This window comes from Streptomyces fuscichromogenes (assembly GCF_014645815.1).
GTDB lineage: Bacteria > Actinomycetota > Actinomycetes > Streptomycetales > Streptomycetaceae > Streptomyces > Streptomyces fuscichromogenes.
In genome coordinates, this window is record NZ_BMML01000016.1 from 1 (window position 1) to 12,560 (window position 12,560).

The window sequence follows — 12,560 nt, forward strand, 5'->3', positions numbered from 1 at the left end:
CCCGACCCTGCTCCCCCGTCAGACCTCGGAACCGAGAAAACTCACGGCCCTGTAGCGCGCCCCAAAGGGGCGCGGGGAACTGCGCGACCAGCCACGAACCACCCGCAGCCGCCACACAACGGTCCCCCACGCCCCTTGGGCGCACTCTCACACCGTGATGATCGCCGGGTCGCTCACCCCGGGCTCCCCGTTCTCCACGTGCCCGGCGAACCGCCGCACAAAGCTCGCGTCGGCCGCCGACGTCACCGTCAGGTCGTACCACCGCTCGCTGTGGTTGAGATGCACGATGTGCGTCACGACGGCCCCGGCCCGCACCGTGAACGTCCGCCCCCGGCCCCCGTACCCGTCGGCCACCGCCAGCTTCACCGTCCCGCTGCCCTTGTTGGTGAACGTCAGCTCGATGTCGTCACCGTGCGGCCGGGCCGTGACCTCGGGCCCGGCCACCTTGCCGGGGCCCTGGAAGGTGCGCAGGAAGCCGTTCGGGCCGTGCACGGTCAGGTCGTACGAGCCGCCCGAGTACGCCGGGTTCCAGGTGTCGGAGACGGACTTGCCGGCCTCGGTGGTGTAGCTCCAGGGGCCGTCGGCGCGGTTGTTCGAGGTGACCAGGAAGGCGGCACCCGCGTGCGCGCCCGACGCGAAGGTGAGCGTGAACCTGCCGGCCGCCGCGTCCAGCGCGCCGTCCACCAGCGGGGCGTACCTGAGCGGCCGGGTGGGCCGGGAGCCGCGCTCCTGCCGGGGCAGCGCCGGGTTCGCGGGCGGGGTGGGCACGTAGTCGGGGTGGCGGTTCTTGTCGGGCGGCTGGTAGCCGTCCGTGGTCGGCAGCGCCACGGGCCTGGTGTCCTTGCGGGAGAAGTCGAACGCGGCGGTCAGGTCGCCGCTGACCGCGCGCCGCCAGGGCGAGATGTTCGGCTCGTGGACGCCGAAGCGGGCCTCCATGAACCGGATGATCGAGGTGTGGTCGAGCGTCTCGGAGCAGACGTAACCGCCCTTGCTCCACGGGGAGACGACCAGCATCGGGACGCGCTGCCCGAGGCCGTAGGCGCCGGCGGGGTGGCTCGCGTTGCCCGCGAAGAGGTCCAGGGCCGGGTCGACCGTGGATTTGCCCTGCGCGGCGGAGGACGGCGGGAACGGCGGGATCAGGTGGTCGAAGAAGCCGTCGTTCTCGTCGTACGTGATGAACACGGCCGTCTTCGCCCACACCTCGGGGTCGGACGTGAGCGCGTCGAGGACCTGGGAGACGTACCAGGCGCCGTAGTTCGCGGGCCAGTTGGGGTGCTCGGTGAAGGCCTCGGGGGCGACGACCCAGGAGATCTGCGGCAGCTTGCCGCCCTTGACGTCGGCCTTGAGCCGGTCGAAGAAGCCCTCGCCCTTGCTGGCGTCGGTGCCGGTGCGGGCCTTGTCGTACAGCGGGTCGCCGGGCTGGGCGTTCTGGTACTGCTTGAAGTAGAGCAGCGAGTTGTCGCCGTAGTTGCCGCGGTAGGCGTCCTGGATCCAGCCCCAGCCGCCGGCCGCGTCCAGGCCGTCGCCGACGTCCTGGTAGATCTTCCAGGAGACGCCCGCCTTCTCCAGGCGCTCCGGGTAGGTCGTCCAGCTGTAGCCGGCCTCGTCGTTGCCGAGGACCGGGCCGCCGCCCTGGCCGTCGTTGCCCGTGTAACCCGTCCACATGTAGTAGCGGTTCGGGTCCGTCGAGCCCATGAACGAGCAGTGGTAGGCGTCGCAGATGGTGAAGGCGTCGGCCAGCGCGTAGTGGAACGGTATGTCGTCCCGGTTCAGGTACGCCATGGTCGTACTGCCCTTGGCCGGCACCCACTTGTCGTACTTGCCGGCGTCGACGGCGCTGTGCGTGTCGTTCCAGCCGTGCGGCAGGTCCTGGAGGAAGGCGAGGCCCAGGTCGTCGGCGTCCGGGTGGAAGGGCAGGATGTCCTTCGTGCCGTCCGACTGGCGCCACACGGACTTGTCGTTCTGGGTGACCGGACGCGGGTCGCCGAAGCCGCGAACGCCTCTGAGGGTGCCGAAGTAGTGATCGAACGAACGGTTCTCCTGCATCAGGACGACAATGTGCTCGACGTCCTCGATCGACCCGGTGCGGTGGTTCGCGGGCAGCGCGGCGGCACGCTGGACGCTGCTGGACAGCGCGGTGAACGCCGTGGTGGCGCCCGCGAGTTGGAGGAATCGGCGCCGGTTTACTTCGGACATGGGTGAGCGACCTCTCATCCTGACGCACGGGCTGGCCGGAACAGGGCGGATTGTGCGCGGGTGCGAGTGTTCCAAGGGCATCGAACGTCAGGGAAGGGTCCGGTGGCGCGGATGTGAATCTCGGCGGTACGTGAGGTAGGTGGTCGGCAAGGAGACGGAGCCGGCCGCGGCGGGGCACGGTGACCGCGGCCGGCCCGGCGCGTCAGCTGATGAAGGAGCCCGCGGCGCAGGCGCTCGCCGTCACCCACTGGTGGGACAGGATGTTGTCGTTCATGTTGTTGCCGTCGGTGAAGTGGTCGCGGGTGAGGTCGTCCACGTAGAGCTCGCCCGGCTTCAGGCAGCCGTAGCCGCCCGAGTAGTTGGCGAAGTAGTAGAAGGCGACGACGTCCTTGCCGCCTACGTAGCCGCTGTTCATCACGGAGGAGGCGACGTTGCCGACGCCCTGGAAACCGCCGGAGCCGTCCGCCCAGTTGGCGTCGTTGCCCGCGGTGACGCCGAGCAGGCCGCCCGCGCAGTCCCAGTCCTTCCAGGCCCGCACGTTGCCGTCGCGGCCCGGCCACTGCGCGTTGCAGCCGGCGGAGGCCTGGGCGTTCACCGGCAGGGCGAAACCGACGGCCGCGAGGGCCAGTGTGGTGAGGGCGAGGGTCATTTTGCGCATGATGAATCCCGTTCTGCCTCGTCGGAGGCGGTCGGTGTGGGAGAGGGCCGCGGCGGGCGCCGCGGAGTCATGGGGCAGCGGCAGGTGTCAGGTGCGGGCGGGCACGAGCCGTTCGGCGCGCTCCAGCGCCTTCAGGCGCACCTGCCGGTAGGCGTCCAGCCGGGCGCCGTACTCGCCGTCCAGCCGGGCCAGATAGTGGGCCTCGCGGTTCCGGCCCACGGACTTGAGGGAGACCTCGCGGGCGCAGGTGGCGTCGGCGACCGCGATCCGGGTCTCGGCGGCGAAGCTCCTGGCCTCCTCGGCCCGGGTCTGGACCGCGGGGTGCTCCCGGGTGGCCTGCCGGGCCGCGTCCGGGTCCGGATAGGGATGGCCGGCCCGCTTCATGCAGGCGGACCACGCGTGCACGGCGGCGGTGAACCGCTGGTCGTGCAGGAGTCTGCCGACGTAGAGCGGGCGCAGGTTGCTCGCCGTGGTGTCGAGCCGGAACCAGGTCTGCGGATCGCCGTACAGCTGTCGCTCCGCCTCGCCGTCACAGCCGCCGGTCTGCTTGCTGACCTTGCCCCCGCCCGGCAGGTCGGTGCGCAGCAGCAGGGCCCGGCGGCCACCGTCGAGCGCGGTGTCGTACGCGGCCTTCCGGGTGGCCGTGAGGCCCTTGCGGTAGGCGCTGTTGGGGTTGCGCAGCCGGGCGCGGTCCTCCTTCGCCGTGATCCGGCTGCCGTATCCGTAGGTACGGGCCCAGCGCACGTCGTCCTGGACGTAGCCGAGCGGCCTGCTCTCGGCCAGGCTCAGCGGGCGGTCCGTCCAGTAGCGGAACCCGTGGCGCGCCATGCACCGCGCGACCAGCCGCTGTTCGGCGTCCGAGACCCGCAGGTCCTGCGCGTAGGTGAGATCGCGGACCCGGTGCCCGGCGGCGGGGGCCGGGCCGTCGCCGGACGTCCGGGAGCAGCCGGTGAGAACGAGCGCGGCCACTGCGGCGACGGCGCTCAGCCGCGCGACCCCGCGGCGGAAGGCGGTGCGCTTCATCGGACGGCTCCCTGGCGTAGGGCGAACGGCTCGGTGTTCACGTGCGGTTGACGCCGCCGGCGGGGCGTTCGTATGACATGCGGCCGCGGGGAGTTTCCGCCGCCGCGGATGTCGCCGCGGATGTCGCGGCGGATGTCGCGGCGGATTCGCGGACGCGGTCATACGAGGGCCGGCCGCCACCCGTCCCCCGCACAGGGACCGCTATGGCAACCCACAGAAACCAGCCAACTGCGGCCAGGGGCCGAGCGGCTCCCGCAGCGCCACAGGGACCGGTCCCCGTTCGGCGTACCGGGTGTCCCGGCCCTTTCGTCCGACCGGTCGGACGGAACGGTTCCGGACATGACGGCCCGGTTTTTCGCCTGCCCTGTCGATCGCCGCCGATATCGTTGTCGGCATCCGCGGGGCGGCGATCGGGGACCGATGTTCGAAGTGCGTCTGCTCGGCCCGGTGGAGGTCTGGGAGGGGGACGGGCGGGCCCCGCTGGGCGGCTCACGGCCGCTGGCCGTCCTCGCCGCCCTCGTCGTCCACCTGGGCGAGGTGATCTCCACCGAACGCCTGGTCGACTTCGTCTGGGACGAGGAGGCGCCCGCCACCGCGGGCGCCCTGGTCGCCACCCATGTCTCCGCCGTACGCCGGGCCCTGGCCCGCATCGGCACGGCCGAGGTGATCCGCACCCGGCCCCCGGGCTACGTGGTCGACCTCGCCCCGGCGCAGGTCGACGCCCGCCGCTTCGAGGAACTCCTCGCGGCCGGGCGGTCCCTGGGGCGCACGGAGGAGGCCGCCGACGCGCTCGCCGAGGCGCTGGGGCAGTGGCGGGGCCGGGAGGCGTTGGAGGGGCTCGGCCAGTCGTTCGCCCGGATCGAGGCGGCCCGGCTCGCCGAGCTGCGGCTGGTGGCCGAGGAGGAGTCCTACGGGCTGGCCCTGGAGCTGGACCGCGCGGACGGCACCATCGCGCCGCTGCTCGCCCATGTGGCCGCGCATCCGCTGCGGGAGCGGCCGCGCGGCCAGCTGATGACCGCCCTGTTCCGCACCGGCCGGATCTCCGACGCGCTGCGCGTCTACCAGGAGGGCCGCGCGGTGCTCCGCGACGAGCTGGGCATCGACCCGGGACCGGAGCTGCGGGAGGTGCACCGGGCGGTCCTCGCCCAGGACACCGCGGTGCTGGGCACCGGACCGGCCGCCCGGCCGGTGCCGGCGCCCAGGAACAGCCGGCCGGGCCGCCCCGCGCCCTCCCATCTCCCGCCCGACATCGCCGACTTCGTGGGCCGCGCGGATCAGGTCGAGTGGGCGACCGAGCTGGTGCGGGGCGTCGGCGAGACCGGCCGGACCGCGCCGCCGATCGCGGTGATCTCCGGGCGCTCCGGCATCGGCAAGACGGCCCTCGCCGTGCACGTCGGCCACCGCACCGCCGACCTGTTCCCGGACGGCCGTCTCTTCGTGGATCTGCGGGCCGCCGACACCACCCCGCTGGAACCCGCCGACGCGCTGGCCCGGCTGCTGCGGGCGATGGGCGTCGCCCCGGACACGCTGCCCTCCGGCGTCGAGGAGCTGACCGGCCTGTACCGCACGTACATCGGGCACCGGCGGACCCTGATCGTCCTGGACAACGCGGCCGGTGAGGCGCATCTGCGGCCCCTGCTCCCGCCGGGCCCCGGCTCGGCGGTGCTGATCACCAGCCGTCGCCGGCTGGTGGCGCTGGAGGGCGCCGCCCATCTGGACCTCGCCGTACCGGACGAGGCCGAGGCCCTCGACCTGCTGCGCCGGGTGGCCGGTGCGGGGCGGACCGGGGCGGAGCCGGAGCGGGCCGCCGAGATCGTCGCCCTGTGCGGGCGGCTGCCGCTCGCGGTGCGCATCGCCGGCGCCCGTCTGGCGGCCCGTCCGCACTGGGCGCCCGGCCGGCTGGCCGGCCGGCTGCGCGACGAGCGCCGCCGGCTCAACGAACTCAGCGCCGGCGACCTGGAGTTGCGCACCAGCCTGGAACTCGGCTACGCCGACCTCGACCCGCAGGAACGCCGGGCCCTGCGCCGCCTCGCCCTGCTGGACCTGCCCGACTTCGCGGCCTGGATCGCCGCTCCGCTGCTCGACATAGGGACGGAGGAGGCCGAGGAGGCCGTCGAGCGGCTGGTGGACTGCCACTTCATCGACGTGATCGGCGTCGACGGCACCGGCCTCGCCCGCTACCGCATCCCCGACCTCGCCCGCGAACACGCCCGCGAGCGCTGCCTGTTCGAGGAGAACGCCGAGGACCGGGCGGCGGCGGTGCTGCGGCTGGCCGCGAGCTGGCTGGACCTCGCCCGCAAGGCGGCCGCCCGGGGCCCCGGCGGTGCGACCCGGCACTTCCCCGAACCGGCCGCCGTCCGCCCGCTCGACCCGGCGACCGAGCAGGAGCTCCTCGCCCGGCCCGCGGCCTGGTTCGCCGCCGAGCAGGCCGGTCTGCTGGCCGCCGTGACCCACTGCGCCGACCACGGCATGGCACGCACCGCCCGCGATCTCGCCGGGGCGCTGATCGCGAGTTCGGCCGCGCTGTACAACCAGTTCGACGCCTGGTCCCGCGCGCACACCGCGGCCATGGCGGCGGTGCGGCGCGGCGGAGACCTGGAGGGCGAGGCCTGGCTGCTCGCCGGACTCGGTCAACTCCGTTATGAACAGGACCGGTTCGAGGACTCGTTCGCCTACTTCTCGGACGCGCTGCGGCTGTTCGGGGAACGGGTGCCGAACGGGGCGGCCGTGGCCCTCGCCGGGATGGGCACCGCCCGCCGCGAACAGGCCCGCTACACCGAGGCGCTGGAGCTGCTGGAGGCCGCGCTGGAGCGGTACGGCGACAGGGGGGACGTGGCGGCCCGCGCGGGGGTGCTGTACGGCATCGGCTATGTGCACCGGGAGCAGGGGCGCGGCCCGGCGGCCCGGGAGGCGCTGTCCGGGGCCCTCACGCTGTACCGGGCCGCGGCCGACCTGCACGGCGAGGGACTCACCCTGCGCTCGCTGGCCCTGTGCGAGCGGGCCGAGGGACGGTACGCCGAAGCCGGACGGCAACTCCTCGACGCGTTGCGGGTCTTCACCGGCCTACAGGACACCCTCGGCATCATGTACACCGAACAGGCCCTGGCCAAGGTGGAGTTGCGCACCGGCCGGACGGAGGAGGCGGGACGACGGCTGGCGCGCTGCCTGACGGTGGCCCGGGAGCGCCAGGACCGGTTCGGCGAGGCGCTGGTGCTGCGCACGCTCGGGGAGCTGCGGCTGGCGGCCGGGGACGCCGACGGGGCCCGGGAGCCGCTGGAGCGGGCGGCGGCCCTCTGGACGGAGTTGGGGCTGCCGCTGTGGCGGGCCCGTACGGTGCGGGACCTGGCCGCGGTGTGGTCGGCGGCCGGCGAGACCGAACGGGCGCGGGCCGCGCGGGCGGAGGCGCTGGCGGTGTTCCGGTCCCTGGGCGGACGGGAGGCGTGGGAGCGGGCGGGCGACGAGGTGTCGTAGCCACGTCCCGGGCGGGCCGGCGGGCGGAGCCGGACGGCGGCTGCAGAAGGCCTGGTGACGCGCTTGCAGGGAAGCTGCAGGGCAATTGCAGGGGAGCCGGGCACGCTGTTCCGCGTGACGGACATCATCACGCTCTCCGACCCCCGGGTCGCCGAGGTCGCCGAGCAGGAGTGCGGCGAACCGCTGGTCGACCTGCGGGAGACGCCCGGCCTGCGGATCGACCTCCGCCAGGCCGACGCCGACGGCAGCTTCGCGCACCTGCGCCTCGGGGCGCTGCGCCGGCTGCTCCAGGCGCAGTCGCTGCTGCCCGCCGGGGTCCGGTTCCTGGTGGTCGAGGGGTATCGGCCGCCCGGCCTGCAGCGCCGGTACTTCGAGCAGTACGCGGCGACCCTGCGCGCGGCCCACCCCGACGCCGGTCCGGACCGGATCCGCGAGCTGGCCAGCGCCTACATCTCCCCGCCGGAGGTGGCTCCGCACGTGAGCGGCGGGGCGGTGGACCTGACCCTGTGCACCGCCGACGGCACCGAGCTGCCGCTGGGCACGGAGGTCAACGCCACCCCGGAGGAGAGCGCGGGCGCCTGTCGTACCGGGGCACCGGGCATCGGCGCCGAGGCGCGTGCCCACCGGGCGTCGATGAGCCGGGCGCTGACCACGGCCGGCTTCGTCAACTACCCCACGGAGTGGTGGCACTGGTCCTACGGCGACCGGTACTGGGCCCTGCTGAGCCGGGCACCGGCCGCCCGCTACGGGCCCGCCCCGGCTCCGGTCCGACCCGCCTGACCGAGCGGACCGGACACCTTCCACGCACGACCCGACGCCCGACGACCACCGACCACCGACCACCGACCACCGACCACGACCACGACCACGACCACGACCACGACCGACCAACGGGGGACGACCATGGACAGTCACGGCGGCATGTGTACGCGGGACCCGCGCGACGCCGCGGACGACGGCTTCGGGCACCTGAGCCCGGGAGAGTTCGACGCCTCCTTCACCGCGGACATGCCGAGACTGCGCAGGCGGCTGCTCGCGCTGACCGGCAATCCGCACGACGCCGACGACCTCCTCCAGGAGACGTATCTGCGGCTCTCCCGGCGGGCCCGGGCCCGGACCCTGACGCCCCAGCAGCATCCGTACGCCTACACCTGCACGGTGGCGCTGAACCTGCTGCGCGACTCCTGGCTGCACCCCTCCCGCCGGGAGCACACCACCGACCGGCTGCCCGAGGCCGGCTGGGACGGCGGCCTCGGCAGCTACGAGGCCTCGGCCACCACGCTCGCGCTGCTGAGCGTGCTCTCGCCGAAGGAGGCGGCCGCGGTGATCCTCGTCGACCTGGAGGGGCTCACCCATGACACGGCGGGGGAACGGCTCGGCGCCCACCGCGGCACCGTCCAGCGCAACCGGATGCGGGCGCTGGCCAAGATGCGCGCGGCGCTGACCCGTTGAGCTCCGGGTGCCGCGCCCCCACGGGGGTGGGACGCGGCACCCGGTGGATCCGCCCGACCCCCGCACCCGGCTCCGAGTCGACGAAGGACGTACACCTTGAACCTCACCACGCCTGCCCGGACGCTCGCGGCGGTCGCGGCCCTCGCGTTGGCCCCGCTGCTGCCCGTCACCGCGCACGCCGCCGCCCAGGACACCTCGTGCGGGGTGCTGGCCTCCGGTGCCTCGGCCACCGCGCAGGCCGCCGTCGAGGCGGCCTGCTCCCAGATCGGCGTCTGGTACAGCTGGGGCGGCGGCCACGGCGCCACGCCCGGTGCCACGTACGGCTACTACGACGGCTCCGACCCGGACAGCCTGCACGACAACGAGCGCAGGGGTTTCGACTGTTCGGGCCTGATGCGCTACGCGTACTACCGGGCGACCGGCAGCGACCTGCTGAGCGGCACGGCCGACGACCAGTTCCACAGCCCGCAGGCCGCGGCCCGCTTCTCGGCGGGCCAGGGCACCGCTCCCCTGGTCCCGGGTGACCTGATGTTCTGGGGCAGCGGGTACATCCACCACGTCGCCATGTACCTGGGCGCGGGGCAGATGGTCGAGGCGTACGAGTCGGGCACCCACATCCGGGTCACCCCGGTCCGCACGGGCGGCGACTACGCGGGCGCGATCCGCGTCAACCCGTCCGGCACGCCGGTGCCGCCGCCGGCGAACGGCGGTTCGACCTTCGAGACGTGGGGCACGGGTGTGCACACGCACTCGACGCCGAGCGTGCACGCCTCGGTCGTCGACACCTTCGCCGGCCCCACGCAGGTCTCCGTCCAGTGCCAGGAGCACGCGGAGGAGGTGAGCGCCGAGGGCTACACGAACGACATCTGGGCCAGGCTGGCCGACGGCTCATGGATGACCAACATCTACATCAAGGGCCCGGCCGAGCTGCCCGGCATCCCGGACTGCGGCGGCGACAACCCGCCGCCGCCGAGCGGGGGCAGCACGGCGGTCCAGACCTGGGGCACGGGTGTGCGCACGCACAGCGAGCCGAACGTGAACGCCTCTGTCGTGGACTACTTCGCGCAGCCGACGACGGTCAACGTGGTCTGCCAGGCGCACGCCCAGACGGTCACCGCCGAGGGCTACACCAACGACGCCTGGTCCAAGCTGACCAACGGCGCGTGGCTGACGAACATCTACCTCAAGGGCCCGGCCTGGCTGCCGGGGGTCGCGACCTGCTGACCCGAGCTCGGCCAGGGGGTGCCCGACCCGTCGGGCACCCCCTCTCCCTGCCGCAATCCCTACTCACTTTGTTGTCTATGGAAGGCCGACCGCTGTTCGAGTCTGCGCAGCGCCAGCTCCCCCCAGCGGAGGTTCTCCCGCTCGAAGGACATCCCGCGCAGCAGGGTGAGGTACGGGCCGACGCGCTCCGCCTCGGCGAAGTACGCCTCCTCCGAGCGGCCGGCGAGCAGCCGCTGCCGTATGCGTTCGTAGCGGGCCAGTTTGGCGGTGGCCCACTCCATGCGCCCGGCGACGGCGGCACGGACCGCGTCGAGGTCACCGGCGTCCGCGCACTGCACCTTGACCAGCAGTTCGTCGCGGACCACGGGCGGCCGGGCCGGGGGTTCGGCGGTGTACGCGCGGACCGCGTCACGGCCTGCCGGAGTGAGGGAGAACAGCCGCTTGTCGGGGCGGCGCTCCTGCTCGACGACACGGGCGGTGACCAGCCCCTCGGCCGCCATGCGCTCCAGTTCGCGGTAGAGCTGCTGGGGCGTGGCCGTCCAGAAGTTGGCGACCGTCGCGTCGAACCCCTTGGCGAGGTCGTATCCGGAGGCCTCGCCCTCCAGCAGGGCGGCCATCACCGCATTCCGCAGAGCCATAGGCGCACGCTAGCATGCACCTACTCAACTTTTTGAATAGGTGAGGTGACCCTCCATGCCCCTCGTGCCCCCCGTGCACCCGTTCCGCGAGGCCGTCGAGAACGGCGACATGGACGCCGTGGCCGCGCTGCTCGCCGACGACGTCGTCTTCACCAGCCCGGTCGCCTTCAAGCCGTACCCGGGCAAGGCGATCACGGCCGCGATCCTGCGGGCGGTGTCGCAGGTGTTCGAGGACTTCGCCTACGTTCGGGAGATCGCGAACCCGGACGGCCGCGACCACGCCTTCGTGTTCACGGCGACGGTCGCCGGCAAGCGGCTCCAGGGCTGCGACTTCCTGCACTTCGACGAGGACGGGAAGATCGACGAGTTCACGGTGATGGTGCGCCCGCTGTCGGCCGCGCAGGCGCTGTCCGAGGCGATGGGCGCCCGGTTCGAGCAGATCGCCCAGGAGGCCGCCGCCGCCCGCTGACGCCGGCGGAAGCGGCGGGCGGGTCACCCTTTGCCCCCGCTGAAGTTCCGCCACTGGGGCCCGGTCTGCCGCCATTCCGCGTCCCATTCGGCGAGGCGGCGGCGCATCAGCTGCCGGCGGACCAGCCGGCCGCCGCCCCACACCACGGTGGCGACGAGCGGGCCCACGAGGACGGCGGTCGCCAGGGACTCGCAGGCGGCCTCGGTCTGGTTGAGCGGCGGGTCGACCAGCTGTTCGCCGTGGTTCACCCAGACCTGCAGCCGGCTGCCCGCCACGGCGGTGGGCAGGGCCTCGGCCAGGCCGGTGCGGACGGTGCCGTCCGCGCCCGTCCAGCGCACGGTCACCCATGACTTCCCCACGTCGTAGCCGGTGAGGACCGGTGAGCCGGCCGCCGCGTCCTCGGTCAGCCGGGCCGACACCGGGTGGACGGCGGCGCGCCGGTCGGCGAGGTTCCGGTGTACGGCCGCGCCGGCCGCCGCGCCGGCGAACAGCCCGCCGAGGAGGGCCAGGGTCCAGACGGCGAGCACGATCCAGGCCTCCACGACGTCGCTGTGGCGTCGCAGCGGATTGCGCCGCCAGCGCCACAGAGGCCTCCTGGCCGGGCGAACGCGACACGTCCTGCTCATGGTCCGGCGCCTCCTTCCGGGGTCCGGGACGTACGGCCGCGGGCGGCCCGGCTCAGGCCGGCGGCACGTGCTCCGGGTGCGGCACGTGCTCCGGGTCGGGAAGATCCGGGTCGAGGTCCGGGCGGCGGGGCGGACCCGCGAGCGCGCAGTCCACGGCGACCACGCCCGCCACGCCCCGCACCCACCCGGCGGCCACCGGGACCAGCCCGGTGTCCGGGACCCGGCCGGTGAGCGTGACGACGCCGTCACGGACCCGCACCGTCACCGGTTCGGCCGGGCCGGGGAAGAGGTGCGGGACGATGTCGCGCCGGATCTCGTCGGCGATGTCCTCGTCGGCCCGCAGGAACACCTTCAGCAGGTCGGCACGGCTCACGACGCCCCGCAGCAGACCGGCGGCGTCGACCACCGGAAGCCGTTTGACGCCGTGCCGGGCCATCGTGCGCGCGGCCTCGGGCAGCGGGGCCTCGGGGCGGACGGTGACGGCCGGGACGGTCATCAGTTCCGCGGCGGTGACCGCCGTCGCCTTGGTGCGGTCGGCTCCCGGGCGGCGGCCGGGGACCTCGGCGCGGGCCTGCTCCTTGCGCAGCAGGTCGGCCTCCGAGACGACGCCGACGACCCGGCCGTCGTCGTCGAGCACCGGGACCGCGCTCACCTGCCACCGCTGCATGGCCTGCACGATGTCCTTGAAGGCCGCGCCGTGGCGCAGGGCGAGGACGGTGTGGGTCATCACGTCGTTCACGACGTGTGGAGTGCCGGTCATGGCGACCTCCGTCCAGGGTTCGGCTGCCGTGGTCCGACACCCC

Annotated in this window: 11 protein-coding genes; 5 read left to right on the plus strand and 6 right to left on the minus strand. The window is 73.8% G+C overall.

Annotated features, from left to right (window positions below):
- Nucleotides 1-147: 147 nt before the first annotated feature.
- The 3 genes from IEZ11_RS30425 to IEZ11_RS30435 form a co-directional block, all read right to left on the minus strand.
- Nucleotides 148-2,196, minus strand: a complete 2,049-nt coding sequence (locus IEZ11_RS30425; protein WP_189266135.1) for a phosphocholine-specific phospholipase C — start codon at nt 2,194-2,196, stop codon at nt 148-150.
- Between the two features lie 202 nt (nt 2,197-2,398).
- The gene (locus IEZ11_RS30430) at nt 2,399-2,854 is read right to left on the minus strand and encodes a hypothetical protein (RefSeq protein WP_189266136.1); all 456 of its coding nucleotides are present in this window, start codon (nt 2,852-2,854) and stop codon (nt 2,399-2,401) included.
- A gap of 87 nt (nt 2,855-2,941) precedes the next feature.
- The gene (locus tag IEZ11_RS30435) at nt 2,942-3,877 is read right to left on the minus strand and encodes a hypothetical protein (protein ID WP_189266137.1); all 936 of its coding nucleotides are present in this window, start codon (nt 3,875-3,877) and stop codon (nt 2,942-2,944) included.
- A 420-nt stretch (nt 3,878-4,297) separates the two neighbouring features.
- Here IEZ11_RS30435 and IEZ11_RS30440 point away from each other — a divergent pair, with 420 nt between their 5' ends.
- The 4 genes from IEZ11_RS30440 to IEZ11_RS30455 all read left to right on the plus strand — a co-directional run bounded on the left by IEZ11_RS30440 (nt 4,298) and on the right by IEZ11_RS30455 (nt 10,024).
- A complete protein-coding gene (locus IEZ11_RS30440) occupies nt 4,298-7,348 on the plus strand; it encodes an AfsR/SARP family transcriptional regulator (protein ID WP_189266138.1) in 3,051 nt (1,016 codons plus the stop codon).
- A gap of 114 nt (nt 7,349-7,462) precedes the next feature.
- The gene (locus IEZ11_RS30445; RefSeq protein WP_189266139.1) at nt 7,463-8,128 is read left to right on the plus strand and encodes a M15 family metallopeptidase; all 666 of its coding nucleotides are present in this window, start codon (nt 7,463-7,465) and stop codon (nt 8,126-8,128) included.
- 141 nt (nt 8,129-8,269) lie between these two features.
- The gene (locus IEZ11_RS30450; RefSeq protein ID WP_189266140.1) at nt 8,270-8,800 is read left to right on the plus strand and encodes an RNA polymerase sigma factor; all 531 of its coding nucleotides are present in this window, start codon (nt 8,270-8,272) and stop codon (nt 8,798-8,800) included.
- Between the two features lie 96 nt (nt 8,801-8,896).
- Entirely contained in the window at nt 8,897-10,024 is a 1,128-nt protein-coding gene (locus tag IEZ11_RS30455; protein ID WP_189266141.1) for a C40 family peptidase, read from the plus strand.
- 59 nt (nt 10,025-10,083) lie between these two features.
- Here IEZ11_RS30455 and IEZ11_RS30460 read toward each other — a convergent pair whose 3' ends face one another.
- The gene (locus tag IEZ11_RS30460) at nt 10,084-10,662 is read right to left on the minus strand and encodes a PadR family transcriptional regulator (RefSeq protein ID WP_189266142.1); all 579 of its coding nucleotides are present in this window, start codon (nt 10,660-10,662) and stop codon (nt 10,084-10,086) included.
- Nucleotides 10,663-10,735: 73 nt separating this feature from the next.
- Between IEZ11_RS30460 and IEZ11_RS30465 the strand changes: the two genes are divergently transcribed.
- Complete coding sequence (locus IEZ11_RS30465; RefSeq protein WP_189266314.1) at nt 10,736-11,131, plus strand: nuclear transport factor 2 family protein; 396 nt, start codon at nt 10,736-10,738, stop codon at nt 11,129-11,131.
- A 23-nt stretch (nt 11,132-11,154) separates the two neighbouring features.
- Here IEZ11_RS30465 and IEZ11_RS30470 read toward each other — a convergent pair whose 3' ends face one another.
- Entirely contained in the window at nt 11,155-11,757 is a 603-nt protein-coding gene (locus IEZ11_RS30470; RefSeq protein WP_189266143.1) for an Rv1733c family protein, read from the minus strand.
- Between the two features lie 52 nt (nt 11,758-11,809).
- The gene (locus tag IEZ11_RS30475) at nt 11,810-12,517 is read right to left on the minus strand and encodes a CBS domain-containing protein (RefSeq protein WP_189266144.1); all 708 of its coding nucleotides are present in this window, start codon (nt 12,515-12,517) and stop codon (nt 11,810-11,812) included.
- Nucleotides 12,518-12,560 lie beyond the last annotated feature (43 nt).

Excerpts from the sequence above, each read along its gene's own strand:
- IEZ11_RS30475 (WP_189266144.1), bottom strand. The coding sequence starts at position 12,517 with ATGACCGGCACTCCACACGTCGTGAACGACGTGATGACCCACACCGTC.
- IEZ11_RS30460 (WP_189266142.1), bottom strand. The coding sequence starts at position 10,662 with ATGGCTCTGCGGAATGCGGTGATGGCCGCCCTGCTGGAGGGCGAGGCC.
- IEZ11_RS30435 (WP_189266137.1), bottom strand. The coding sequence starts at position 3,877 with ATGAAGCGCACCGCCTTCCGCCGCGGGGTCGCGCGGCTGAGCGCCGTC.
- IEZ11_RS30440 (WP_189266138.1), top strand. The coding sequence starts at position 4,298 with ATGTTCGAAGTGCGTCTGCTCGGCCCGGTGGAGGTCTGGGAGGGGGAC.
- IEZ11_RS30425 (WP_189266135.1), bottom strand. The coding sequence starts at position 2,196 with ATGTCCGAAGTAAACCGGCGCCGATTCCTCCAACTCGCGGGCGCCACC.
- IEZ11_RS30430 (WP_189266136.1), bottom strand. The coding sequence starts at position 2,854 with ATGCGCAAAATGACCCTCGCCCTCACCACACTGGCCCTCGCGGCCGTC.
- IEZ11_RS30450 (WP_189266140.1), top strand. The coding sequence starts at position 8,270 with ATGTGTACGCGGGACCCGCGCGACGCCGCGGACGACGGCTTCGGGCAC.
- IEZ11_RS30470 (WP_189266143.1), bottom strand. The coding sequence starts at position 11,757 with ATGAGCAGGACGTGTCGCGTTCGCCCGGCCAGGAGGCCTCTGTGGCGC.